At 63.0% G+C, this 25,346-nt stretch carries 22 protein-coding genes; 9 read left to right on the top strand and 13 right to left on the bottom strand.

The features are described 5' to 3' along the window. Window positions 1-56: 56 nt before the first annotated feature. The 3 genes from AC1RQ5_RS03220 to AC1RQ5_RS03210 are packed head-to-tail and all read right to left on the bottom strand — an operon-like array spanning window position 57 to window position 3,107. On the bottom strand, window positions 57-647 hold the full coding sequence (locus AC1RQ5_RS03220; RefSeq protein WP_493197065.1) for a Smr/MutS family protein: 591 nt from the start codon (window positions 645-647) through the stop codon (window positions 57-59). Next, window positions 644-2,374 (bottom strand): murein transglycosylase A, encoded by a 1,731-nt coding sequence (mltA, locus tag AC1RQ5_RS03215; RefSeq protein ID WP_493197064.1) that lies wholly within the window; start codon window positions 2,372-2,374, stop codon window positions 644-646. The genes AC1RQ5_RS03220 and mltA overlap by 4 nt, the downstream gene beginning before the upstream one ends. Before the next feature lie 37 nt (window positions 2,375-2,411). Next, a complete protein-coding gene (locus AC1RQ5_RS03210; protein ID WP_493197063.1) occupies window positions 2,412-3,107 on the bottom strand; it encodes a Tim44/TimA family putative adaptor protein in 696 nt (231 codons plus the stop codon). A 404-nt stretch (window positions 3,108-3,511) separates the two neighbouring features. Between AC1RQ5_RS03210 and secB the strand changes: the two genes are divergently transcribed. Beyond that, a complete protein-coding gene (gene secB / locus AC1RQ5_RS03205; RefSeq protein WP_398484249.1) occupies window positions 3,512-3,988 on the top strand; it encodes a protein-export chaperone SecB in 477 nt (158 codons plus the stop codon). A gap of 140 nt (window positions 3,989-4,128) precedes the next feature. Here the strand turns inward: secB and dnaQ are convergent, their stop codons facing one another. The 4 genes from dnaQ to AC1RQ5_RS03185 form a co-directional block, all read right to left on the bottom strand. Beyond that, window positions 4,129-4,842: a DNA polymerase III subunit epsilon gene (dnaQ, locus tag AC1RQ5_RS03200; RefSeq protein WP_493197062.1), complete on the bottom strand. Its 714-nt coding sequence runs from the start codon at window positions 4,840-4,842 to the stop codon at window positions 4,129-4,131. 20 nt (window positions 4,843-4,862) lie between these two features. Further along, on the bottom strand, window positions 4,863-5,462 hold the full coding sequence (coaE, locus tag AC1RQ5_RS03195) for a dephospho-CoA kinase (RefSeq protein WP_493203280.1): 600 nt from the start codon (window positions 5,460-5,462) through the stop codon (window positions 4,863-4,865). Between the two features lie 116 nt (window positions 5,463-5,578). Continuing rightward, entirely contained in the window at window positions 5,579-6,187 is a 609-nt protein-coding gene (locus tag AC1RQ5_RS03190) for a Maf family protein (RefSeq protein WP_493197061.1), read from the bottom strand. Continuing rightward, window positions 6,184-7,023: a pyruvate, water dikinase regulatory protein gene (locus tag AC1RQ5_RS03185; RefSeq protein WP_493203278.1), complete on the bottom strand. Its 840-nt coding sequence runs from the start codon at window positions 7,021-7,023 to the stop codon at window positions 6,184-6,186. The genes AC1RQ5_RS03190 and AC1RQ5_RS03185 overlap by 4 nt, the downstream gene beginning before the upstream one ends. A 456-nt stretch (window positions 7,024-7,479) precedes the next feature. On the opposite strand from AC1RQ5_RS03185, the gene hemJ reads away from it, so the two are divergent. The 4 genes from hemJ to mnmG all read left to right on the top strand — a co-directional run bounded on the left by hemJ (window position 7,480) and on the right by mnmG (window position 13,616). After that, a complete protein-coding gene (gene hemJ, locus AC1RQ5_RS03180; protein WP_493197060.1) occupies window positions 7,480-7,902 on the top strand; it encodes a protoporphyrinogen oxidase HemJ in 423 nt (140 codons plus the stop codon). Window positions 7,903-8,191: 289 nt separating this feature from the next. Further along, entirely contained in the window at window positions 8,192-9,457 is a 1,266-nt protein-coding gene (rho, locus tag AC1RQ5_RS03175) for a transcription termination factor Rho (RefSeq protein ID WP_398481501.1), read from the top strand. Window positions 9,458-9,696: 239 nt separating this feature from the next. After that, complete coding sequence (gene mnmE / locus AC1RQ5_RS03170; protein WP_493197059.1) at window positions 9,697-11,022, top strand: tRNA uridine-5-carboxymethylaminomethyl(34) synthesis GTPase MnmE; 1,326 nt, start codon at window positions 9,697-9,699, stop codon at window positions 11,020-11,022. A gap of 719 nt (window positions 11,023-11,741) precedes the next feature. After that, window positions 11,742-13,616 carry a tRNA uridine-5-carboxymethylaminomethyl(34) synthesis enzyme MnmG gene (gene mnmG, locus AC1RQ5_RS03165; protein WP_493197058.1) on the top strand — a complete coding sequence of 625 codons (1,875 nt, stop codon included), beginning with the start codon at window positions 11,742-11,744 and terminating at the stop codon, window positions 13,614-13,616. 127 nt (window positions 13,617-13,743) lie between these two features. Here mnmG and AC1RQ5_RS03160 read toward each other — a convergent pair whose 3' ends face one another. Continuing rightward, a complete protein-coding gene (locus tag AC1RQ5_RS03160) occupies window positions 13,744-13,911 on the bottom strand; it encodes a hypothetical protein (protein ID WP_493197057.1) in 168 nt (55 codons plus the stop codon). A 661-nt stretch (window positions 13,912-14,572) separates the two neighbouring features. On the opposite strand from AC1RQ5_RS03160, the gene rsmG reads away from it, so the two are divergent. The 3 genes from rsmG (at window position 14,573) to AC1RQ5_RS03145 (ending at window position 17,197) form a co-directional block, all read left to right on the top strand. Then, window positions 14,573-15,283, top strand: a complete 711-nt coding sequence (rsmG, locus tag AC1RQ5_RS03155) for a 16S rRNA (guanine(527)-N(7))-methyltransferase RsmG (protein ID WP_398481492.1) — start codon at window positions 14,573-14,575, stop codon at window positions 15,281-15,283. Continuing rightward, entirely contained in the window at window positions 15,270-16,136 is an 867-nt protein-coding gene (locus AC1RQ5_RS03150; protein ID WP_398481489.1) for a ParA family protein, read from the top strand. The genes rsmG and AC1RQ5_RS03150 overlap by 14 nt, the downstream gene beginning before the upstream one ends. A gap of 173 nt (window positions 16,137-16,309) precedes the next feature. Next, window positions 16,310-17,197, top strand: coding sequence for a ParB/RepB/Spo0J family partition protein (locus AC1RQ5_RS03145; protein ID WP_493203276.1), 888 nt, complete (start codon window positions 16,310-16,312; stop codon window positions 17,195-17,197). Window positions 17,198-17,341: 144 nt separating this feature from the next. Here AC1RQ5_RS03145 and holA read toward each other — a convergent pair whose 3' ends face one another. The 4 genes from holA to AC1RQ5_RS03125 all read right to left on the bottom strand — a co-directional run bounded on the left by holA (window position 17,342) and on the right by AC1RQ5_RS03125 (window position 23,633). After that, entirely contained in the window at window positions 17,342-18,370 is a 1,029-nt protein-coding gene (gene holA / locus AC1RQ5_RS03140; protein ID WP_493197056.1) for a DNA polymerase III subunit delta, read from the bottom strand. Window positions 18,371-18,522: 152 nt separating this feature from the next. Continuing rightward, the gene (gene lptE / locus AC1RQ5_RS03135; RefSeq protein ID WP_398481482.1) at window positions 18,523-19,089 is read right to left on the bottom strand and encodes an LPS assembly lipoprotein LptE; all 567 of its coding nucleotides are present in this window, start codon (window positions 19,087-19,089) and stop codon (window positions 18,523-18,525) included. Next, on the bottom strand, window positions 19,076-21,685 hold the full coding sequence (gene leuS / locus AC1RQ5_RS03130; RefSeq protein WP_493197055.1) for a leucine--tRNA ligase: 2,610 nt from the start codon (window positions 21,683-21,685) through the stop codon (window positions 19,076-19,078). The genes lptE and leuS overlap by 14 nt, the downstream gene beginning before the upstream one ends. 250 nt (window positions 21,686-21,935) lie before the next feature. Beyond that, a complete protein-coding gene (locus AC1RQ5_RS03125) occupies window positions 21,936-23,633 on the bottom strand; it encodes a diguanylate cyclase domain-containing protein (protein ID WP_493197054.1) in 1,698 nt (565 codons plus the stop codon). Window positions 23,634-23,752: 119 nt separating this feature from the next. Here AC1RQ5_RS03125 and AC1RQ5_RS03120 point away from each other — a divergent pair, with 119 nt between their 5' ends. Beyond that, the gene (locus tag AC1RQ5_RS03120; RefSeq protein ID WP_493197053.1) at window positions 23,753-24,439 is read left to right on the top strand and encodes a YggS family pyridoxal phosphate-dependent enzyme; all 687 of its coding nucleotides are present in this window, start codon (window positions 23,753-23,755) and stop codon (window positions 24,437-24,439) included. 247 nt (window positions 24,440-24,686) lie between these two features. Here the strand turns inward: AC1RQ5_RS03120 and AC1RQ5_RS03115 are convergent, their stop codons facing one another. Further along, window positions 24,687-25,256, bottom strand: coding sequence for a L,D-transpeptidase family protein (locus AC1RQ5_RS03115; RefSeq protein ID WP_493197052.1), 570 nt, complete (start codon window positions 25,254-25,256; stop codon window positions 24,687-24,689). Between the last annotated feature and the right edge of the window lie 90 nt (window positions 25,257-25,346).

Here is a 25,346-nt window from a genome sequence, read left to right as displayed (position 1 = left end):
ACTCTGCCGGCGCTTACTGGATCACCCGCTTTCGCGGGTGATGACAATTGGAGCATCTATCGCGCCCGTCTCACCCTTACATAAAGCGCACCGGCACCACCGTGCCCGATATGCGCTTCTTCAAATCCCACAACCAGCGCACGAAACTCCGGCAGGCCGAGCCAGATCGGCACCTGACGCCGCAAGATGCCGCGCTCGGAGTCCAGCCCACCGGTGCGGCCCTTGCCGGTGATGATCAGCACGAACGACATGCCGTCATAGCTTGCGCGCTGCAGGAACGTGACGAGTGCGCGATGCGCGCGCTCCTGGGTCATGCCGTGCAGATCGAGCCGGGCATCGATCTCCTTGCGGCCGCGTGACAATTGCGAACGCTCGCGGCGACCAAGCGTCGTCAGCGGTGGCAGTGGCGGATCGGGATGTTTCACGACCTTCGCCGGCGGCGCTTCCACGAGTTTGCGGGACATCGGCGGTAGCGGCGCTGGCGCAGTCTCGACCGCGAGCACATCCATCTTCACCACGCGCGTCCGCTTGCGCAGCGGCTTCACCTGCTTGGCGACGCCTTCCCACAGCACGCGTTCGTCCTCGGTGAGAGGACGATGACGGCGGCGGGGCGGATCGATGATCTGCGGGGGACGCGAGCGCTTCATTGCCAGAAGAAACGGAAGGGCGACGACGACTGTGCCGGCGCGCGACGATGGATACGCCGCTTATACGTGGCACGCCGCGGCTTGGCTTCCTGTTTCGCTTCAGGCGGAGTGGTCTTTGCCAGTTGCGGTGCCGATGGCGGCCGCGCTTCCGGCATCGGGATTGCGGCGGCCGCTGCCGGGACCGCCACGGCCGCAAGCTCAACCGGCTTCGGCGCGGGCAGTGGAACGGTGGCCGGCGCCGGTTTGGCCTCCGTCACCGGCTCGACGTTGGCGACGGCAGGCTTTTCGGGCGTCACCGCCGGTGCCTTCGGCGCGTCGGGTTTCGCCGCCTCGGTTTTTGCCGGTTCTGTTTTTGCAGGTTCTGGCTTCGGCGGCTCCGCCTTGGCGATTTCGGTCTTTGCAGGCTCGACCTTCGTCGGTTCGCTCGCCGGCGTCTGCGGAAACAGTTTTGCGATCTTTGCCGAAGGCCGTGCATCCGGCAGCGGCATGTTGTGCCCGCGCGCGGTGGGATCCAGGCTCTTCGGCACAAGCATCACGAATTTCGCGGGATGTTTGATGCGGCCGGCGATGCGGCCCATCTCGGTGCCGGCGCCGAAATAAAGGTCGGCGCGCGCCGGCCCGACGATCGCCGAGCCCGTATCCTGCGCCACCATCAGGCGGCGGAATGGCGTCTTCGAGATCTCGGTGTCGATCGGCAATTCGCCCTCGACAAAGAACGGCGTGCCATAGACATGCAGCGCCTTGTCGACGGCAATGGAGCGCCATGGCGTCAGCGGCACGCCCTGCGCGCCCACCGCTTCATCTTTCTCGGCAAGCTGCACTTCGCGGAAGAACACGAATGCCTTGTTCTGCCGGCGCACTTCATTCGCCGCTTCCGGATTCTCTTCAAAATATTGCCGGATGCGCTGCATGGACATCTGCTCGCGCGGAATGATGCCACGCTCGATCAGCACGCGGCCCACCGGCGTATAGCGATAGCCATTGTGCGAATCGTAGTTAATGCGAACAAAACTGCCGTCTTCCATCCGCACGCGCGCCGAGCCCTGGATCTGCGAGAACAGCAGATCCGTCTGGCTCTTCAGCCAGGCGATCTCCAGCCCGCGGCCGGCAATGGCACCGTCCTCGATCTGTGCACGATCATAATAAGGCACCAGCTTGCGGCGGCCGATCTTGCGAAACACGTCGCCATTATTGGGCAGGCTGGATGACGCCTGATTATAGCCGCGCACGAACAGGTTCGACGGGCGGCGATAGACCGGCACCGTATAGACATCGGTCTTTGTCTTGGAGCCATCGACGATCGGCTCGTAATAGCCGGTGACAAATCCTTCAGGCTCACCGAGCCGCGAGATGCGCAAAGGCTGGAAATTGGCTTCGAAGAATTTGCGCGCTTTCGCGGCGTCGCTCACATCCGCCGCTTTCGCAGCAGCGCAGGCCTCGCGCAGGGAATCGCCGAGTGTCTTGGAATCCGTCGATGGTTTGCGCTGGGCTGCGATGGGGCGACAGCTTGCCTGAAACGCGCTGAACGCATCGCGCGGATCGTCGTCGGTCCAGCCTGCGATCTCCGTCCACGGCACCGGCATATATTGGCTGCCGGGGAATTCGAACGGGAATTCCCGCACCGGATTGTAGCGCGGGACATAAGCCTCGGAATGTCCGCGGCTTTTGTATTTGTGATTGAGGCTGCGTGCATCCGCTGCGCCCGCCAGCAGAGTGACGACGCACATGGCGGTACACGCGGCAAGCGCCGCGTGTCGCCGGGACTTACTGGCCAGCGCCGGTGCCAACCAGCTTCCAGTTCGGATCGCGCGAGGAAATGTCGCGGGCAAAGGTCCAGACGTCGGTGATATCAGACACGCTCTCGGCATTGCCATCGACGACATTGCCAGCCTTGTCGCGCGTCGCCGAGATCATCTGCGAGACGAAACGGATGGTGAGCTGCGCCGAACGATCGCGGACCTCGGCGCCCACGATCTCCGCCTTGTCGATGGAGACGAAGCGGGTCTCGGTCTTCAGCTCGTTCGTCTCGCGCTCCTTGATCGCGGCATCAAAGCTGTCGAACACCTCAGTGGAGAGCAGATCCTTCAGCGCGCGACGATCGCCATTGGCGAAAGCGAGCACGATCATCTCGTAGGCGCTCTTGGCACCGGTCAGGAAGTGACGCGCATCGAAGGACGAATCCTGCTCGACAATGGCATCGAGGCCGGCGGCCAGCGGCGTGCCCGGTTCGGCGATGCCCTTCCAGCGTTCGGCCGGCGAGATTTCGGCAGCCGGGGCAGGCTGGGTCTGGTCGATCGGGCTGCCCGGCATGGACACCACATTGCCTTCCGGCGGCATTGCTTCGCGGGCGCTGCGGTCGAAGGGCGGACGTTCCTCCCCGGTGCGCTGTCCGAGCACGTTGCGCAGGCGCAGGAAGATAAAGACCGCCAGTGCCAGGAAGATGATGGTGTAAATGTCCACGTCTGTCGCTTTCTGATCAAAGAAGGTGCCGCGGAACACGATACATCATTGGCGGCACAATCCCATCTAGACATGAAACCTAGTCGAGCCAATGGCATGCTCCCCGGAGGGCCTGCGGCAAAGCGGCCCCGATCCGGACGGCAATAACGCCGGACGGGCCGACAAGTTCGCTTGCCCCGACGTCGCCGGGCCACGGAAGCCGCGGCATATCAGCCGGTTAGGGCGATTTGGCGGGGTGATCTGGAGCTATTCTCGGCCAATGGCCCAGTACAATCAGGCGCTGCCGTCCTTGTCGGATACCGCAGGCCTATGATAGCCACTCGCCCGCATAGAGGGGCCGCCTGACGCGGCTTTTCGCGGCGAATCGGCAAAGCCGCCCGGCGGCGCTTCAGGAGATTTTCGACATGGCAAACGGCAACGGCAACGCTCCCGAGGCGTCTCCCCCCCAGCTCAACGTGCTGGCCCAGTACACCAAGGATCTCTCCTTCGAGAACCCGAATGCCCCGGGCTCGCTGGCCCCGCAGGAACAGCAGCCGAACATCAATATCCAGATCAATGTCGGCGCCAACAATCTGTCGGACACCGAATATGAAGTGACGCTGTCCATCGAAGGCAAGGCCGACGCCAAGGGCTCGGTGCTGTTCTCGTTCGAACTGGCCTATGCCGGCGTGTTCCGCATCGTCAACGTGCCGCAGGAAAACCTGCACCCGCTGATCATGATCGAATGCCCGCGCCTGCTATTCCCGTTCGCCCGCGAGATCGTCGCCACCGCGGTGCGCGATGGCGGCTTCCCGCCCCTGATGCTGGATCCCGTGGATTTCGTCGGCCTGTATCGCCAGAATCTCGAGCGCCAGCAGGCAGAAGCCGGCCAGGCGAACTGACACCACGACTGTCGTCGCCCGGCTTGACCGGGCGACCCAGTAGACACTGGCCTGCGTGACCATACGCAACAGCGCCGTTTACTAGATCGCCCGGTCAAAGCCGGGCGATGACATTTTGAGTAACTGACGACGGCAGAGCGCTACGAAGCCGCCTTGTCCGGCTCGCCCCAGAACTCCGACCAGATCTGCTTGTCACCCAACGTGCCCACAAAGGCGCGATGCGTCGCGCGATCGTCCTCCGTCACCCGCGGCGACAGGGCGATCTCGCGCTGACGACGCGGTGTATCGCCGGAGCCGCTGCGCACCATGATCGGTGCGTCTTCCGCGAGAATCAGCGACGACTGCCGCGCACCGACGAGATCAATATAGACCTCGGCCAGCAGCTCGGAGTCGAGCAGAGCGCCGTGCTTGGTGCGGCGTGAATTGTCGATGGAATAGCGGGCGCAGAGATCGTCGAGCCGGTTCGACACGCCCGGATGTTTGCGGCGCGCCAGCAGCAATGTGTCGACCAGGCGATCGCGCGGCACCGGCGGGCGCTTGATGCGGTCCAGCTCCATATTGATGAAGCCGAGATCGAATGAGCCGTTGTGAATCACCAGCGGCGAATCGCCGATGAATTCCAGGAAATCATTCGCTACTTCATGGAACAGCGGCTTGGTGGAGAGGAACTCCGCCGACAGGCCGTGAACGTTGAACGCCTCCTGCGGCATGTCGCGTTCAGGATTGCAGTAGACGTGAAAGGTCTGGCCGGTCGGCATCCGGTTGAAGATTTCGAGACAGCCGATTTCCACCAGCCGATCGCCGCGCAGCGGATCGAGGCCGGTGGTCTCCGTATCCATGACGATTTCGCGCATCGGTCTCTCGGCTCAGCAAATCAAGGGCGACGTCGGGGCAGTTTAGCAGCCTCGACAAGAATTTCAGCGATCCGGGCGCGCACGGGCTCGATACCATGCGAGGTATCCACCACGAAGTCGGCGCGTTTGCGCTTTTCGGCATCAGGAAGCTGCCGCGCGAGAATGGCGTCGAGCTTTTCCTCGGTCATGCCCTCGCGCGCGAGAATGCGGGCACGCTGCGTCTTGGCATCGGTGGAGACGACGACGATGCCATCGACGCGCTTGTCGCCACCGGTTTCGAACAGCAGTGGAACATCGACCACGGCAATCGGCGCACCCGACGCTTCGGCATCGTCGAGGAATTTCTTGTGATGCCGGGCGAGCAGGGGATGAACGATACCTTCGAGTTTCTTCATCGCATCCGTATCGTGAACGACCAGCGGCGAGAGCTTGGTGCGATCGACCTTGCCGTCCGCTGTCGTGCCGGGAAACGCCGCTTCGATCAGCGGCACGGCCTCGTTCTCATAGACCATGTGCACGGTGGCATCCGCGTCATAGACGGGCACACCGGCTTCCACGAACAATTTGGCGGTGGTCGATTTCCCCATGCCGATCGAACCGGTCAGCCCCAGGACGCGCATTCCCATTCCCTTTTCTTTCGTCATTGCGAGGAGCCCTTGCGACGAAGCAATCCAGCTCTTTCTTCACGTGGCTTCTGGATTGCTTCGCTGCGCTCGCAATGACGGTGATGATTTGTTCAGATCCCGATCATGCCTTCGCCACGCAGAAATTTCAAAAGCGGCAGCAGCGGCAGGCCGAGAATGGTGAAGTGATCGCCCTCGATCAATTCGAACAGATGCACGCCGAGACCTTCGAGCTGATAGGCACCGACGCTCGTCGTCACCTTGTCGCCGGCGGCATCGAGATAAGCGTCGATGGCGGTATCGTCGAGCTGACGCATGGTCATATGCGCCACCGAGACATGAGAGAATAATGTCGCGCCATCGCAAGCAACAGCGATCGCCGAATGCAGCTCATGCGTTTTGCCGGCGAGATCGCGCAATTGCTGCGCAGCCTGGTCGCGGCCCGCAGGCTTGTTGAACAGCCGATCGCCGACCGACAATGTCTGGTCCGCACCGACCACATAGCGGCCGGGATGCCGCAGCGAGACAAACGCCGCTTTCTGCTCGGCCAGCAGGGCTGCGATATCGCCGGGTGCGGTCAGATTCGAGCGCTGCTGAATGCCGCGCTCGTCGATATCCGCAGGGGCTGCGTCGAAGGTGATGCCGGCGCCGGCCAATAGCATGCGTCGCGCCGCGCTTTGCGACGCCAGGATCAGCGGCTGTTCGCCGCGCCAGATGGTCATTCCTGCATCCGTTGCCGCTGGCGATCCGCCAGCAATTTCATGATCGCCGCCGCGGTTTCTTCGATCGAGCGGCGCGTCACTTCCAGCAAGGCCCAGCCATATTTGGCGCTGAGCTTGCGCGCATAGGTCACCTCTTCGGTGACCGACTGCCGATCGATATAATCGTCATTGGTCGTATCGCTACCGATCGACAGCAGACGGTTCTGCCGGATCTGGATCAGGCGTTCCGGTGTCGCATGCAGGCTGACGACCAGAGGCTTTTTCAAGGTCTCAAGCTGGGCCGGAATAGGGATTCCGGGGACCAGTGGAACATTGGCGGTGCGGACGCCGCGATTGGCGAGATAGATGGAGGTGGGCGTCTTCGACGTGCGCGACACGCCGACGAGGACGACATCGGCCTCTTCCAGCCCATCGGTATGCTGCCCGTCATCATGCATCATCGAATAGTTCAGCGCGTCGATGCGCTTGAAATATTCCGCATTCAGCACGTGCTGCGCGCCGACTCGGCCGGAGGTCGAGGCACCCAGGTAATTCTGGAACAGCTGCATCACCGGGCCGATGATCGACAGGCTCGGCGAATTGATCTCCTGGCACTTGGCCTCCAGCCGCGCCACGAGATCCTTTTCCAGCAGCGTGAACAGCACGATGCCCGGCGCTTCCTCGATCTCGGTCAGCACCCGGTCGAGCTGCTTCTGGCTGCGGACGAGCGGATAGACGTGCTCGACCGGCGTCACATTGGAATATTGCGCGGCCACCGCGCGGGCCACGGTGATCAGTGTCTCGCCGGTGGAATCGGAGACGAGATGGAGGTGAAAAAAGCTGCCGGTGGTATGCACCATAACCCTGTGTGTTCTGTGGATCGCTGTGGAGCTTTTCAGCGGAATCGGCGGCGGTGGCGAGGCGGTCGGGATAACCCGGCTTTTTCTTCACAGGCCTGCCAGCGGGGACACCGTTCGGCGACCTTTCGGACAATACTGGGGTTATGTGGATTTGTCTCTGCGGAATCCCTGCCGAACCGGCCAGAAGTCCCTGCGCTGCCGATCTTTGTCGATCGCAAGAGGACTCGCAGAAGATTCAGATCCCGATGTGCACAAGCTTGGGATGACGCGGGGACGGTCTTGTTCGGGCCAAATCCACGGCCAAACAGACTCAAACCTTAAGAATCTAATAATAGATTAGAGGAAGGGGTTCATGAGTGCAGGGCGCGGATAACCTGCTTGCGGCTAACCGTGATCCCCGGCAGATGTTCCCCATCGAGACCGTGACACCCTGATAGCGGGCAAGGCTTAGCAATGTATGAATGGGCGAAAGCTCTGCACATCATCGCCGTCATCTCCTGGATGGCGGGGATGCTCTATCTGCCCCGGCTGTTCGTCTATCACTGCGATGCGGAGATCGGCTCCAAGCAGTCCGAGACCTTCAAGGTGATGGAGCGCCGCCTGCTCAAGGCCATCATCAATCCCGCGATGATCGCGACCTGGATTTTCGGGCTCTACCTGATGTGGTCGGCCGGCTGGTACACGTCCGGCTGGTTTCACGCCAAACTGCTGCTGGTGCTGCTGATGTCCGGCGTCCATGGCTTCCTGACCGCCCGGGTGCGCGACTTCGCCCTCGACCGCAACACGCGCAGCGCGAAATTCTACAAGATTATCAATGAGGTACCGACCGTCCTCATGATCCTGATCGTGATTCTGGTGGTGGTGAAGCCGTTTTAGCCTTGGCGTTCGGGACACAGCGGAGATTTTCTGCCTCTCTGGCACTTCCAGCGATCTTGCGCGTTGGGCGGATGTCCCATATGTTCGAGTTCTCCCACCCGACGCAGGCGATGTGGTTCGTTCCGGCTTTTCAATCCGCCGGCCGGCACATCAGGCTTGAAGTCTCTTCAGCACCTTCACTGCTCAAGACTTCGTTGCCGGAGACCTGCGGACTCTCGTGACATTTCGGCGTCCGCACCTTTTCCAGCAGCTTGCACTCCCCCTCCGATCTTCCACAGGACCACCCCCAATGCGGGAAATGAAACTTCAAGACCTCAAGGCCAAGACGCCAGCCGAGCTCGTCTCGTTTGCGGAAGAGCTGGGGGTCGAAAATGCCAGCACCATGCGCAAGCAGGAGCTGATGTTCGCCTGCCTCAAGCAGCTGGCATTGCAGGAAACCGACATCATCGGCGAAGGCGTCGTCGAGGTTCTCTCCGACGGCTTCGGCTTCCTCCGCTCGTCGGACGCGAATTACCTGCCCGGCCCGGACGACATCTATGTCTCGCCCTCGCAGATCCGCCGTTTCGGCCTGCGCACCGGCGATACCGTCGAGGGCCATATCCGCAGCCCGAAGGAAGGCGAACGCTATTTCGCACTCCTCAAGGTCAACACGCTGAACTTCGAGGATCCCGAGAAGTCCAAGCACAAGGTCAATTTCGACAACCTGACGCCGCTGTTCCCGAACGAGCGCTTCCGCCTCGAACTGGAAGACCCGACCCGCAAGGATCTCTCACCCCGCGTGATTGATATCGTGGCGCCGATCGGCAAGGGCCAGCGCGCTCTGATCGTGGCGCCGCCGCGCACCGGCAAGACCGTGCTGATGCAGAACATCGCACACTCGATCACCGCCAATCATCCGGAATGCTACCTGATCGTTCTGCTGATCGACGAACGTCCGGAAGAAGTCACCGACATGCAGCGTTCGGTGAAGGGCGAGGTCGTCTCCTCGACCTTCGACGAACCGGCCACCCGCCACGTCCAGGTCGCCGAAATGGTGATCGAGAAGGCCAAGCGCCTGGTCGAGCACGGCCGCGACGTCGTGATCCTGCTGGATTCGATCACCCGCCTCGGCCGCGCCTACAACACCGTGGTGCCGTCGTCCGGCAAGGTGCTGACCGGCGGTGTCGACGCCAACGCCCTGCAGCGTCCGAAGCGCTTCTTCGGTGCCGCGCGTAACGTCGAAGAGGGTGGCTCGCTCACCATCATCGCCACCGCGCTGGTCGATACCGGCAGCCGCATGGACGAAGTGATCTTCGAAGAGTTCAAGGGCACCGGCAACTCCGAGCTCATCCTCGACCGCAAGGTCTCGGACAAGCGCACCTTCCCGGCGATCGACATCTCGCGCTCGGGTACGCGCAAGGAAGAACTCATCACCGATCCGCAGCTGCTCAAGAAGATGTATGTGCTCCGCCGCATCCTCAATCCGATGGGCACCATGGACGCCATCGACTTCCTGCTCGACAAGCTCCGCAACACCAAGAGCAATTCGGAATTCTTCGATTCGATGAATACGTAAGGGCGAAGAGATCTGACAATCAAAGGCACCGCTGGAAACGGCGGTGCTTTTTTTGTTTTGCGCTCCCATACCCCACCCTCATGGTGAGGAGGCGCAAAGCGCCGTCTCGAACCATGAGCTGGCCTGGCTCCGAGTTTGCAGCCATCCTTCGAGACGCGCGCATGTGCGCGCTCCTCAGGATGAGGGCGGAGTGTGCGAGAATCCCGTTGCGCAGCGTCCCCACCATCGTCAAATAGGCGATGCACCCACGCGACCAGACCATCTACGCACTCTCCTCCGGCCGGCCGCCGACCGCGATCGCCATCGTGCGTGTCTCCGGTCCACATGCCGGCACAGCGCTACAGCGGCTGGCAAAAAAACTCCCGGCACCCCGCATGGCCACCCACGTTCTGCTGGCCGATGAGCAACTCGGCCCGATCGACGATGCCGTGGTGCTGTGGTTTCCCGCACCGGCCAGCGCGACCGGGGAGGATACCGCCGAATTCCACATCCATGGCGGCCGCGCCGTCCTTGCCGCATTGTTCGCGGCGCTTGCCTCCATCGAGGGTCTGCGCCCTGCCGAGCCCGGCGAATTCACCCGCCGCGCATTCGAAAACGGAAAGCTCGACCTCACCGAAGCCGAAGGGCTCGACGATCTCATTCACGCCGACACCGATCGTCAGCGCAAACAGGCGCTGCGCCAGTTGAAGGGCCTGCTCGGCGACAGGGCGCGCAACTGGCGTCAGCAGATCATCGAGGCATTGGCGCTGGTCGAAGTCGGCATCGACTTTTCCGACGAGGGCGATGTCTCCGCCGAACTGATGGCGCCGGCGCTGGAGAAAGCCGAAGCGCTTCGCCGCGAGATCGCGCAGGTGCTGTCCGCGCAAGGGCGCAGCGAACGTCTGCGCGATGGCCTTGTCGTCGCCATCGCCGGCCAGCCCAATGTCGGCAAGTCCACGCTGATGAACCAGCTCGCGCGTCGCGATGTCGCGATCGTCTCTCCGCATGCCGGCACCACGCGCGATGTCATCGAGGTGCAGCTCGATCTCGATGGCTATCCGGTGACGGTCATCGACACCGCCGGCATTCGCGAGACAGTCGATCCGGTGGAGGAAGAGGGCGTCCGCCGCGCACGTGTGCGCGCCAGCGAAGCAGACCTTGTTTTATGGCTGGTGGATTCAACCGATGCCGCGCGACCGGAAGGCTGGTTGACGGCAAGTGACGCGCCGGTCTGGATCATCAGCACTAAGACCGATGTGAGCGCTGCAGGATCAGACGATGCCAGGCTGACGATTTCCGCCGAGCGCGGCGATGGGATGAGCGAGCTGATGTCGGCGCTGGTCGAATTCGCATCGAATTATTTCGGGCAGGGCGAAGCCGGCTTCATCACCCGCGATCGCCAGCGCGATCTGCTCCGTCGGACCGCAGATCTGCTGCAGCATGCTGCAACATCGGCGCAGCGAGGCGACGAACTGGTCGCCGAAGATCTTCGCGCTGCCGCACACCAACTGGGGCGCTTGCTCGGGCGGGTGGATGTGGAAGATGTGCTCGACAGTATCTTTAGGGATTTTTGCATAGGAAAGTAAATATTCCTATATTATAAAAGCACCCCTTCGTAGGATGGGTTAGCGCAGGCGCGACTTGTCCGCCGTAGCTCGAAGAGCGAAGGCGGAAGCGCCGGAGCGTAACCCATCGGCGGAGTTAACCGCACCGAATGGAACCATCGCGTTGTTTCACGTGAAACACGTTGAGGCCGGGCGCTCGTGGTGATGGGTTTTCGCTGCGCTCAACCCATCCTACGGCACCTGCGCTTTTCGCCTCGTTTCACGTGAAACACGAATGTAGGATGGGTTAGCGCAGGCGCGCAGCGCCGGAGCGTAACCCATCAGCGGAGTCAACCGCACCGGAGGAACCATCAGTTTGTTTCACGTGAATCACGCGGAGGCCGGGCGCTCGTGGTGATGGGTTTCGCTTCGCTCAACCCATCCTAAGGCACCTGCGTCTGTTACGGCGTTTCATGTGAAACACGACTGTAGGATGGGTTAGCGCAGGCGCGACTTGTCCGCCGTAGCTCGAAGAGCGAAGGCGGAAGCGCCGGAGCGTAACCCATCGGCGGAGTTAACCGCACCGGAGGAACCATAGGTGTGTTTCACGTGAAACACGCTTGCAGGCCGGGCGCTCGTGGTGATGGGTTTTCGCTGCGCTCAACCCATCCTACGTACCTGCGCTTGTGGCCGTTTCACGTGAAACACCCTCCCTAAAATTCCCTTCAATCTTGTCCACAGGCGCGCTAGAAGCTGCGCCCATGCAGGACAAGTTCGACGTCATTGTTATCGGTGGGGGCCACGCCGGCTGTGAAGCCGCGGCTGCGTCTGCGCGCATGGGCGCGCGCACGGCGCTGGTCACGCATAAATTCGCGACCATCGGCGCGATGTCCTGCAACCCCGCGATCGGCGGTCTCGGCAAGGGTCATCTCGTCCGTGAGGTCGATGCGCTGGACGGATTGATGGGCCGCGTCGCCGATGCCGGCGGAATCCAGTTCCGCATGCTCAATCGCAAGAAGGGGCCGGCCGTCCGAGGTCCGCGGACTCAGGCCGATCGCAAGCTCTACGCCGCCGCCATGCAGGCCGCGATCACTGCTACCGAAAATCTCAGCGTGATTGAAGGCGAGGCCGATGATCTCCTGACGGCCAATGGCCGAGTGACCGGCATCCGCCTGGCCAATGGCCGCGACATCGAAGCCGGGGCCGTGGTCATCACCACCGGCACCTTCCTCCGCGGCCTGATCCATCTTGGCGAAAAGAACTGGCCCGCCGGCCGGATCGACGAGGCGCCGGCGCTTGGCCTGTCCAAGGCTTTCGAGCGCATCGGTTTCACCCTTGGCCGTCTCAAGACCGGCACCCCGCCGCGCCTCGATGGCAAGACCATCGACTGGTCCGCCGTCGAGATGCAGTCGGCCGACGATCCGCCAGAGCCGTTTTCGGTGATGACCGATCGCATCACCACGCCACAGATCCAGTGCGGCATCACCCGCACCACGCCGGCCACCCATGAGGTGATCCGCGCCAATGTGCATCGCTCGCCGATGTATTCCGGCCAGATCAAGAGCTCCGGCCCGCGCTATTGCCCGTCCATCGAGGACAAGATCGTCCGCTTCGGCGATCGCGACGGCCACCAGATCTTTCTGGAGCCCGAAGGCCTCGATGACGACACCGTCTATCCCAATGGCATCTCCACCTCGCTCCCGGAGGAGGTCCAGGCTGCAATCCTGGCCTCGATCCCCGGTCTTGAGCGGGTCCGGATGATCAAGCCCGGCTATGCCATCGAATACGACCATGTGGATCCCCGCGAACTCGATCCGACCCTGCAGGCCAAGCGGATGCCGGGCCTGTTCATGGCCGGGCAGATCAATGGCACGACCGGCTATGAGGAGGCGGCTGCCCAGGGTCTGGTGGCCGGTCTGAATGCGGCGCTCGCCGCTTCCGGCTCTGCCCCTGCCGTATTCGATCGTGCCGACGGCTATCTCGGCGTGATGATCGACGATCTCGTCACCCGTGGCATCTCCGAACCCTATCGGATGTTCACGTCGCGGGCCGAATATCGCCTGACTTTGCGCGCTGACAACGCCGATCAGCGCCTGACCGACAAGGGTATCGCCCTTGGCTGTGTCGGTAGCGCCCGTATCGCCCGGCATACGGCGAAGATGGACGCCCTGATCGCCGGCAAGGCGCTGACCAAGGCGCTGTCGATCACCCCGAATGGGGCATCGAAACATGGTCTGGCCCTCAATCATGATGGCCAGCGCCGCTCGGCTTTCGATCTCCTGTCCTATCCGGAGACCGAATGGGCCACCGTCACCCGGATCTGGCCTGAACTCTCGGCCATTGACCCAGCCATCGGCACCAATATCGAGATTGACGCCAAATATGATGTCTATCTCAAGCGCCAGACGGCGGATGTGGAGTCGTTCCGTCGCGATGAAGGTCTGTCGCTGGCCGATATCGATTACGACGTGGTTCCAGGTCTCTCGAACGAAGCCCGTGCCAAGCTGAAGGCGGCGTCACCGCGCACGGTGGGGCAGGCGGGGCGACTCGACGGTGTGACGCCGGCCGCTTTGGCGATCCTGACAGCGTATCTGCGCCGCGAAGCACGGAAGACGGCCTCTGTCACCGCGGCTTGATCTGTTTCACGTGAAACAGGCTCTAACGGGTAGGATGGGTTGAGCGGAGGTGCAACGCACCGCAGCGATACCCATCACCACGTGCCCCGGCATTTGCTGTGATGGGTATCGCTCCGCTCAACCCATCCTACGGCACCGACTTCCGCGGCCAGAACGCCAATGCGGCGACAAGGCCAATAAAGAGCGCGATGGCGACCAGCACCTGAATGACCCCGAAGTTGAGCGCCTCACGCGAGACGAACAGCGCGGTGATTGGGGCAGCCAGTAACAGGAAGAACCTTACGATGATGTCCATGATCGTCACCTCCAAGCCTGGCTGGAGTGTGCGCCTGTGATCTGGACCCGCCTTGATCTCGGACAATTCCATCAGGGCCGGATGGGAGGCTTGTTTCACGTGAAACGCGTGACGGCGAATACCGGCTCCATGGTTCGAGACGGCGCTATCGCGCCTCCTCACCATGAGGGCGGAGCAGGGGCCGATCCGGCAGCCGCGCTCCCAGCTCACACCCTCATCCTAAGAGCCTGACTGGAAATGCGGTCCATGAAGCGCAGTACATTCTGTCCCTCATGGTGAGGAGGCGCGTAGCGCCGTCTCGAACCATGAGTTGGCCGGGCTCAGAGCCTGCGGCCATCCTTCGAGACGCCGCTACGCGGCTCCTCAGGATGAGGGACGGAGTAGGGCTGGCTACCGCAGATATTGGGGGGTCAAGCCACCAACTCCGCCGTCATCCTGAGGTGCGAGCGTAGCGAGCCTCGAAGGATGGCCGCGCACTCCATCGTAGGGCGCATGAGCCGAAGGCGTCATCCGCCGCGGAGTCTCAATTTTGGAAGCGGCCGGCGGATGACGCTTCGCTCATCCGCCGTACAACTGCGATCAGCCGCCATTTCGATAGCCGCCGTCATGGACTCGGAGTATGAGAAACCATCCTCCGCAATAGACATCGAAATCGCATTCCATGGCGCAACGTTCCCAGCCATCCGCACCTGCTCCGTCGCTCGACCGCGACAAGGCCGCCGCGCTCAAACTCACGCCTGTTTCACATGAAACAGAAGCGCGGCTCGATCGCTATGTGGCCTTGCTGCTGCAGTGGCAGGCCAAGACCAATCTCATTTCGCCGGCCACGCTTCCAAATCTCTGGACGCGCCATATCTCGGATTCACTGCAGCTTCTGAAGCTCGCACCCGATGCGCGCATCTGGCTCGACTTCGGCAGCGGCGGCGGTTTTCCCGGCGTGGTGCTGGCCTGTGCCATGGGCGATCTCGGCGGCCACGTTCATCTCGTCGAGCGCAACGCCAAGAAGGCGGCGTTCCTGCGCGAAGCACTGCGTGTCACGCAAGCCCCTGGTTCGGTGCACCTCGCTGACATCGGGGATAATGTGGATAGTTTTCCGAAGCGCGTCGATTGCATCACCGCACGTGCCGTGGCGTCGCTAGATATCATTCTCGGTTTCGCGGCTCCCCTGATGACTGGCAGCACAAAGGCGCTGTTTCTCAAGGGTCAAGATGTAGATGCGGAATTGACCGAAGCTACTAAATATTGGAATATAAGCCCACGCCTGCATGCGAGCCTCACTGGCGGACAAGGCTGGATCGTCGAACTGGACACAATCGCGCGGCGCGACCCGTCCGCAGATACCATGATGGCCCACGCAAATGACCGTAATTGATCAGGAATATCAAGAGGATAGCACCAAGACGACCCCTGGCCATCCGCGCATCCTGGCGCTGGCCAATCAGAAGGGCGGCGTCGGCAAGACCACCACGGCGATCAATCTCGGCACCGCACTCGCCGCGATCGGCGAGCGCGTGCTGATCGTCGATCTCGATCCGCAGGGCAACGCCTCCACCGGCCTCGGCATCGATCGCCGCGATCGCGCCTGCTCGACCTATGATGTGCTGACCGGCGACGCGCCGCTGCGCGATGCCGTCGTGGTCACTGCCGTGCCGCGTCTGCATATCGCCGCCTCCACCATGGATCTCTCCGGCCTCGAGCTCGAAATCGGTTCGGCCCGCGACCGCGCCTTCCGTCTGCGCGACGCCATCGGCGAATTGAACAACAATGTCTCGCCGGGCTCGGACTACACTTACGTGCTGATCGACTGCCCGCCGTCGCTCAATCTTCTCACCGTCAATGCGATGGCCGCATCGGACGCAATCCTCGTGCCGCTGCAGTGCGAGTTCTTCGCCCTCGAAGGTCTGTCGCAATTGCTGCAGACGGTGGAGCAGGTGCGCTCGACGCTGAACCCGAATCTCACCATCCACGGCATCGTCATGACCATGTTCGATGCGCGCAACAACCTGTCGAACCAGGTCGTCGCCGACGTCCGCGAATTCATGGGCAGCAAGGTCTATGACACCATGATCCCGCGCAACGTCCGCATCTCGGAAGCGCCAAGCTACGGCAAGCCGGTGCTGGTTTACGATCTGAAATGCGCGGGCTCCGAGGCTTACTTGCGCCTCGCCACCGAAGTGATCCAGCGCGAGCGCGACATCCGCGCAGCGCCGGTCAACGCGGCGTAACGCGACGGGTGCCGTGGGCGTAGGATGGGTTGAGCGCAGGCGCATCGCGCCGGAGCGATACCCATCACCACACACTCGGCGCTCGCGGTGATGGGTATCGCTACGCTCAACCCATCCTACGATTCTGAGTTTAGTTAGTTTTGGAGTGACCCATGAGTTCAAGGGGATTGGCAATGGCCGATGAAGCGCGTTCGCGGTTGGGCCGAGGTCTGGCAAGTCTGATCGGTGATGTCGGCGGCGAAGCCGCGCAGACCGAACGGCCCGCGCGCAACCAGCGCAAGGTGCCGATCGAATTCATCAAGCCGAACCCGCGCAATCCGCGCCGCACCTTTGCGGATGCGGAGCTGAATGAGCTCGCGTCCTCGATCAAGCAGCATGGCGTGATCCAGCCGATCGTGGTGCGTCCGGTGAAGGGCGCGCATGATCGCTTCGAGATCATCGCCGGCGAGCGCCGCTGGCGCGCGTCGCAGCTGGCCGGTCTGCATGAAGTGCCGATCGTGCCGGTGGATGTCACCGATAGCGTGGCGATGGAAATCGCGATCATCGAAAACGTCCAGCGCGAAGACCTCAATGCGATGGAAGAGGCGCAGGGCTATCACGCCCTCGCCGAGACCTACAAACACAGCCAGGACGAGATCGCCAAGATCGTCGGCAAGAGCCGCAGCCATGTCGCCAACATGATGCGTCTCACCAAACTGCCGGACGACGTGCAGGCGCTGATCGCATCGAACCAACTCTCGAACGGCCATGCGCGTGCGCTGATCTCGCTGCCCGATCCGTCGGCCGCTGCCAAGCGCGTCATCGCCGAAGGCCTGAACGTCCGCCAGACCGAAGCGCTCGCGCATGACGAAGGCGTGCCGGAACGCGCGCCGCAAAAGCCGCGGACGGGATCGGCGCCGAAGGTTGCGAAGGACGCGGATACGATCGCGCTGGAGAAGCGGGTGAGCGACGTGCTCGGGCTGAAGGTGAGCGTCGATCACCGAGATCCAGGCGGCACGGTCATGATCAAGTATCGCGACCTCGATCAGCTCGACGAGATCCTGAAGCGGTTGGATAAGTAAGTCACCGCGACTGTCGCCGCGCCCTCAATTGTCATCGCCCGCGAAAGCGGGCGATCCAGTAAACTCTGGCAGCGTGTCGATTCGAACCGACAGCGTGTACTGGATCGCCCGGTCAAGCCGGGCGACGACAGGGAGTGAGAAGCTCTACCCCCGCCGCCTTGCATTCACAGCAATCGACATCAACGCCCTCTGCGCAATCACCGCGCCGAGGGTGTTTTGCTTGCGGACGTCAAGCGCAGCCACCGCGAGCTGATCGATGATCGCCGCCAGTCGCCGCGTGGTGAAATTGCGCAGGGCTGCTTCCACCGCGCCCTTGCGGGAAAAGTGTAGCCGCGGAAACCCGCTCTCGGCTGCGGCCGAGGCCGGCGTGCCGGCTTCCACCAGCAGGCTTGCTTTATGGAGTGCTGCGGCCTGGCGCTGCGCCGCCATCATGATCATGCCGGGATAGGTCCCGGCGATCATCGCCTTGTTGAATTCGGTTTCCACCAATGTCGGATTGCCGGCGAAGGCGCCATCCACGATCGGATCGATCTTCAGCTCCGATGCATCGGCCACGCAGGCCATCACATCGTCCAGCGTCACTTCGCCGGTGCCGTGCGCATACAGCATCAGCTTGCGAAGCTCGTTGCGCGAGGCCTGGCGATCGCCGCCGAGCAGCGACATCAAGGTCGCGCGCGCATCAGATGCCATGCGCAGGTTGGCGAGTTGCAGCTCGTCATTGATCAGCTTGGTGAGATCGCGCTCGGTGTCCGGATAGCAGGCGATGGCGACCGCGGTCTTCGCCTTCTCGCACACTTTGCGCAGCGGCGATTCCGGCCGCAGCTCGCCGGCTTCGATCACGATGCGGCAATCGCGGATCGCCATCTCGCTCAGCGTATCGACCCCGCTCGAAAAGTTCTTCGATCCGGCCCGGACACGAATGGCGCGGCGCCCGCCGAACATCGGGATGGTCATCGCCTCCTCGACCAGCCGCGAGGGTTCGGCGGCGAGGTCGTCGCCATCCATGCGCACCAGCGAGAACGGATCGTTGGGATCATCGACTGCCGATTTCACCAGCGCCTCGGCGCGTTCGCGCACGAGGCCGGCATCGGGGCCGTAGAGCAAAATGATCGGCCGGGTCGCGTCCGGCCGGCTCAGGTAGATGTCGATGTCTTTTCCGCGAAGGGCGACCAAGGTGATGTCCTGCTTTCACTTGCTCAGCCCCTCATGGTGAGGAGGCGCGCAGCGCCGTCCCGAACCATGAGTTGGTAGGCACCGGCGCCTGCCGCCATCCTTCGAGACGCCGCTTTGCGGCTCCTCAGGATGAGGGCGGAGCGCGGGGACGCCTAGCTGCCTTTGTAGAAGAACGACGCCAGACGCGTATTGATGTTCTCCGCGATCTCGCCGGCGGCGCGGTTCTCGGCATCGCGGCCAGCGCGGGCGCGGGCGAAGCGCTGCTGCTGGCCGGGGATGTCGTAAGTGACGCGGGCAAAGGTCGAGCCGGTCAGCACCTGCTTGCCGGTGGCGATCTCGATCAGGCCGTAAGTAGCGTCGATGCCGTAATTCTCCGAGGTCGGCAGCGCGGTGTTCGGATCGACCATCAGCGAGGTCCGGCTCGGATTGAAACGGATCTTCAGCGTATAGAGCGGCGGCACGCCGGTGGCGGCGCCATACATCTTGAACATCAGCGCGTTGCGGATCTCGACGCCGATGCGCGCCTGCGGCGACGCGTTCGGATATTCCAGCGGCGGCACGTCCACGGTAGCGAGCTTTTCGCGCAGCGCCGGGGAGCCGTCAGCCGTCTTGGCAGCATACATCGGCTGGAAGCAGCCCGCCGTGAGGGCGCCGAGGGCGACGATGACTGCCAATCGGGTCGTCAGCCGGGTGGCGATTCGGAACTTAGCCGACAACATTCACGATCCTCTGCGGCACCACGATAATCTTCTTGGGCGGCTTGCCGTCCAGCGCCTGTTTTACAGCATCGAGGGCCAGAGCGGCAGCCTCAATTTCCGAATTGGCCGCTTCGCGCGGAACTGTGACTTCTCCGCGCTTCTTGCCATTGACCTGCACGGGCAGGGTGATCTGGTCCTCGACCAGCAGGTCGGCCTCGACCTGCGGCCAGGCGGCCTCGGACACCAGACCGGTCTGGCCCAGCACGGTCCAGCATTCTTCCGCCAGATGCGGCATCATCGGGGCGAACAGCTGCACCAGGATGGTGGCGGCCTCGTTCAGCGCCCAGCACATGTCCGGTGCCGGGGTGCCGGGCTTGGCCAGCGCCTCGCCAAAGGCATTGGCGAATTCGCGGATATAGGCCAGGCAGACATTGAACTGCAGCTTCTCGACGCCGGTCGAGACCTTGTCGAGCGCGCCATGGGCGGCCTTGCGGACGGCCAGCGCCTCCGGGCTGAACGCGGCGGGCTTGGCCGACGGCGCATTTTTGCCGTGAGCCGCGGCGTCATTCACCATCCGCCACAGGCGCTGCACGAAGCGCGACGCGCCCTTGACGCCTTCCTCGCTCCAGATCACGTCGCGATCCGGCGGCGAGTCCGACAGCATGAACCAGCGCGCGGTATCGGCGCCATAGGTGCCGATGATGTCGTCGGGATCCACGGTGTTGCGCTTCGACTTCGACATCTTCTCGATGGAGCCGATCTCGACCGGTGAATTGTCGGTCAGCAGCGTCGCCGAACGGGTCGTGCCATCGCCGGTGATATTGATCTCGGCGGGCGACGCGAATGTGCCGTCCTGTTTCTTGTAGGTCTCGTGCACCACCATGCCCTGGGTGAACATGCCGGCGAACGGCTCGTCCAGGCTCACATGGCCGGTCGCCTTCATGGCGCGGGTGAAGAAGCGGCTGTAGAGCAGATGCAAAATCGCATGCTCGACGCCGCCGATATACTGGTCGACCGGCATCATGCGATCGGCCACCGCGCGCGTGGTCGGGGCCTCGGTGTTCCATGGATCGGTGAAGCGCGCAAAGTACCAGGACGAGTCCACGAACGTATCCATGGTGTCGGTCTCGCGCCGGGCCGGGCCGCCGCATTGCGGGCAGGTCACGTGCTTCCAGGTCGGATGATGGTCGAGCGCATTGCCTGGCTTGTCGAAGGTCACGTCCTCCGGCAGCACCACGGGCAGGTCCTTCGCCGGCACCGGCACCACATCGCACTTTTCGCAATGGATGATCGGAATCGGGCAGCCCCAATAGCGCTGGCGCGAGATGCCCCAGTCGCGCAGGCGGAAATTGACTTCGCGCTTGCCCCAGCCGTCCTTCTCGAAGATCGCCAGCGATGTCTTCATCGCCTCTTCGCAGGTCATCACGCCGGGCTCGCCGACCCAGCGGATATATTGCACCGTCTCGCTCTTGGCCGGCGTGAAAGCCGTGTTGCCAACGCGCTCGTCGCTGCCGACGGGCACGAACACGTCGAGCACCGGCAAATCATATTTGCGCGCGAAATCGAGGTCGCGCTGGTCATGGGCGGGGCAGCCGATGATGGCGCCGGTGCCGTAATCCATCAGCACGAAATTGGCGATGTAGAGCGGCAGCTCCCACGTGGAGTCAGCCGGATGCGTCGCCTTGATGCCGGTGTCGAAGCCGAGCTTCTCGGCGGTGTCGATCTCGGCCTGCGAGGTGCCGAGCTTGTGGCACTCGTCGATGAAGGCCGCGACCTTCGGATCGGATTCAGCCAGCTTCTTCGCCAGCGGATGATCCGGCGAGATGGCCGCAAAGGTCGGGCCATACATGGTGTCCGGCCGCGTCGTGAACACCGGCAGCGTGTCGAAGCCTGCCGGCGCGCCCTTCAGCCCGAATGCGAAACGCAGACCTTCCGAGCGGCCGATCCAGTTGTGCTGCATCAGGCGGACCTTGTCCGGCCAGCGATCCAGCTTCTCCAGCGCGTCGAGCAGGTCCTGCGAATATTTTGTGATCTTGAAGAACCACTGGGTCAGCTCGCGCTGCTCGACGACGGCGCCCGAGCGCCAGCCGCGGCCGTCGATCACCTGCTCGTTCGCAAGCACAGTGTGATCCACCGGATCCCAGTTCACCTTCGACTTCTTGCGCTCCACCAGGCCGGCGGCCAGGAAGTCGGTGAACATCTTCTGCTGATGCTTGTAGTAGCTGGGGTCGCAGGTCGCGAATTCGCGCGCCCAGTCCAGCGACAGACCCATGGTCTGCAGCTGCTTCTTCATCGACGCGATATTCTCATAGGTCCAGGCCTTCGGCGCCACCTTGCGTTCGATGGCGGCGTTTTCCGCCGGCAGGCCGAATGCATCCCAGCCCATGGGATGCAGGACGTTGAAACCCTTGGCGCGCTTCAGCCGCGCCAGCACGTCGCCCATGGTGTAGTTGCGCACATGGCCCATATGGATGCGCCCCGACGGATAGGGGAACATCTCGAGCACGTAATATTTCGGCCGCGGGTCGTCATTCTTGGTGGCGAAGATCGCCTTGTCGTCCCACACGCGCTGCCAGCGCGGTTCGGTTTCGCGGGCGTTGTAGCGTTCGTTCGTCATCGATTCGGCAGTCTGTTCCGGGGGCTCTAAGGGCCGGGACTAGGCCACAAAAGACCGCGGTGGGTCAATGGGTTAAGCGTGGGGAGACGGCTCGACGGACGCCCACGCTGGGCGTTCTTCTCCCTCTCCCGCTTTTGCGGGGGAGGGCCGGGGTGGGGGCAGCCCCACGCGCCGGAGTTTGTGGAGGCACCCCCACCCTAACCCTCCCCCGCAAGCGGGAGAGGGAAAGCGTCGGAGCCCATTCTACAGATTACGCGCTGAGCGACACCGCCGTGTCGTAGCTCCGCACAAACCCGTGTTCGACCACCGCATTACGACCCCGCCGTTTGGCGGCATAGAGCGCGGCGTCTGCTGCCTCCAGCAGGTCGCGGGCCGTGTCCAGATGCGCCGGTGCCGCCGCCGCGACGCCCACGCTGACGGTCACGCGCTGATGGGTGCTGGTGGCATGCGGCACCACCAGGTTCCAGATGGCCAGACGGACCATCTCGCCGATCTGGACGCCGCGGGCGGTGTCCGTGGCCGGCAGCAGCAGGCAGAATTCCTCGCCGCCATAACGGCCGGCAAAGCCGGAGACGCGATCCGCCAGCGCCGAGAGCTCCGCACCGACGCGGGCGAGGCAGGCGTCGCCTTCGGGATGGCCATAGCTGTCATTGAACAGCTTGAAGTGATCGACATCGATCATCAGCAGCGCCAGGTCGTCGCCGGATTGCTGGGCGCGCAGCCACTCGAAATCGAGCCGGCTCTGGAAACCCCTGCGATTGGCGAGGCCGCATAGCGCGTCCACCGAAGCCAGCACCGTGAGCTGTTCATTGCTGGCGCGCAGCTCGCGTTCGCGGCCGCGCAATTGCGATGCCATGCCGTAGAAGGCGCGCGCCAGCGGCACGAATTCCGCCGGCAGCGAATTGCGCGGCATGCGTGCAGACCAATCGCCGCGGCCGAACCGTTTCGCCATGGTGGAGATGGCCTGGATCGGCTTGATGATCAGGCGCTCGGCCACCACCAGTGCGCCGAGCAGCGCGAACAGGCAGACAATGGCGAGCTGGAGATAGGCATTGCGGATGTCGTGGTCGGCAATCGCCGAGACGCGGGCCTCATCGATGCTGACGATCAGCTGCGCGCTGGTGCCGGGAATCGTCGCGAAGGAGACGGCGCGCTGGGTATCGCTATCGGTCTTGAACGAGAGCGAGCCGCTCTGGCGCTGCGAATTGCGCAGATGCGCCGCGATCAGCGGCAGCAGCGCCAGGTCGTCCATCGGCCGACCGATGGCATCGGCCTTGTTCGGCGGCGCGGCCAGCACGGTGCCGGCGTGATCGACCAGCAGGGCGGTGACACCCGGCCGTTCGCCGAGATTGCTCATCAGTTTCGAGATCCAGTCGAGATTGATGGCCGCGAGAATCACCGCATCGTCGGCGCGGGTTTCGCCGGGCGCGAGATAGGCGGCCATCACTGTCGGCAGATTGGTGAGCCGGCTGAACACATAGTCGCTGACGGTGAATTCGCCGGTGGCGACAGCCGCTTTGAAATAGGGCCGGTCGCCGAAATTGAACTGGTTGTCGACGACCTCCGGCCAGGTCGAGCAGCGCGCGATGCCATCGACGCCGGCAACGGTGAGGCTGCGCAGCCACGGCATGTTGTTGCGCAGGCTCGCACGCATGATCGCGCAGCTGCGGTTCACCTGCGCCGCCGTCGAATAGATGTAGGCGGAGGATTTCAGCACGGCCTCGATGGAGGCGAACACTTCGCGCTGCGCGTCGGCGCTGTGTTGCGCGATGCCGGAGAAATCTTGCGATGCAGCAGCGATCTGCTGGGCGCGCACCGTGTGCAGCGAACGGATGCGTTCGGCCATCAGCGGGCCGACCAGAATCAAGGCGAACAGCACCAAACGGGCGCGGATACCGAGGGCTCCCATGAGCCTGGCTTTATTGCGGTTGATACCGATGCGTGACATCTTCGGATCCCTGAGCCCCGCAGGACATAGGTACCTCAAAGCGTTCACAAAGCCTTTCGCGGAACGCTCAAACTGTCTCAGTCCCCACGAAAGTTCGCGTCTTGGTTGAAAATAATTCAGTGCACGGTTCCACGGCGTTAACAGCTTCTTCACCCGCTCACGGACTCGCGGCCGTCGAGGCCGAGATTCGTCGCGCGTGCAAAGAAGCCCGTCGTGAGCGGACTTCTGTCAATTTGATCGCGGTGTCGAAGACGTTCGAGGCCGATGCGATCCAGCCGGTGATCGATGCCGGGCAGCGCGTGTTTGGCGAGAATCGCGTCCAGGAAGCGAAAGGTAAATGGCCGGCACTGATCACGGCTCAACCCGCGATTGCGCTGCATCTGATCGGGCCGCTGCAATCCAACAAGGCCAAGGACGCGGTGGCTCTGTTCGACGCGATTCACTCCGTCGATCGCCCTTCGCTCTGCGATGCGCTGGCGAAAGAGATTGCTGCGCAAGGCAGGAGCCCGCTGCTGTTTGTCCAGATCAACACCGGTGAGGAGCCGCAAAAAGCCGGCATCGCGCCGAGCGACGCCGATGATTTCCTTGTGCGCTGCCGCGATCACTGGGGACTCAAGATCGCCGGCCTGATGTGCATCCCGCCGGCGGATGAAGCCCCGGCCCCGCATTTCGCGCTCACGGCAAAGATCGCTGCGCGAAACGGGCTGACGGAATTGTCGATGGGGATGAGCGCGGATTTCGAGACGGCGATCCAGTTCGGCGCGACCTATGTGCGCGTGGGCTCGGCAATCTTCGGGCATCGCTGATCTGCAGGGTGGGCAAAGCGCAGCGTGCCCACCTTCGCGTGCGCGGCTGGTGAAGGTGGGCACGGCGCAAGGGTGCCTTTGCCCACCCTACAGTCACTCTTCCCCATGAACTCCCTCCCCTCATGGTGAGGAGCGCGCTCTTGCGCGCGTCTCGAACCATGAGCTGGCGAGGCTCGGAGCTCGCGGCCATCCTTCGAGACGCGGCCTGCGGCCGCTCCTCAGGATGAGGGCGGAGTTCAAATTGCGGTCACCCCACCACGATCTTCGTCTCCGTCCCGATCCGCGCCAGCAATCGCAGCATCGCGCCTTTCCGCATGGCGACGCATCCCGCCGTCGGTCCCCAGTTCTCCCGCGCCAGGTGCAGAAACACGGCACTCCCACGCCCCGCGATCCGCGGCTTCGTGTTCTGGTCGATCTCGATGATGAAATCATAAAGGTGATCCGCGCGCGCCAGCCGGTCGCCATCCACGCCGCGATCCAGCCGCACCGGCTGATTGTAATGCCGATCCTTCGGATCCTCGCACCAGCCGTCCTGCGGCGTGATCAGCCTGATCGGCAGATGCGTCCGCGGCCGCGTGTGCCGGTCGCCGCGCCACCACAGCCGGATCGGGTGAAACACCCCCTGCGGCGTTGCGCCGTCGCCTTCGCGCTTGTTCGCCTTGATTCCGCCGCGGCCCAGCGCGACGGGTATGGTTGTGTGATCGAAGCTCAGCCAGCCGCGCTGCGGATTCCCCGCAGCCGCCCGCACAAGCACCCGCTTCACCGGCCGATCACGCAAGCTTGTTCGATAAGTACCTGAATTAACGACGTTTCCCATCAAATCCCGCCGCTTCGCCTTGGCTGTTTACCGCAAATGTTCTATTTCGCGCTGCAAAACCACATTCACTGAGAATGCTTGGTTTTTTGC

It is taken from the genome of Tardiphaga sp. GW821-FHT12E02 (assembly GCF_058807155.1).
This window is presented reverse-complemented; position numbering and strand designations above follow the sequence as displayed.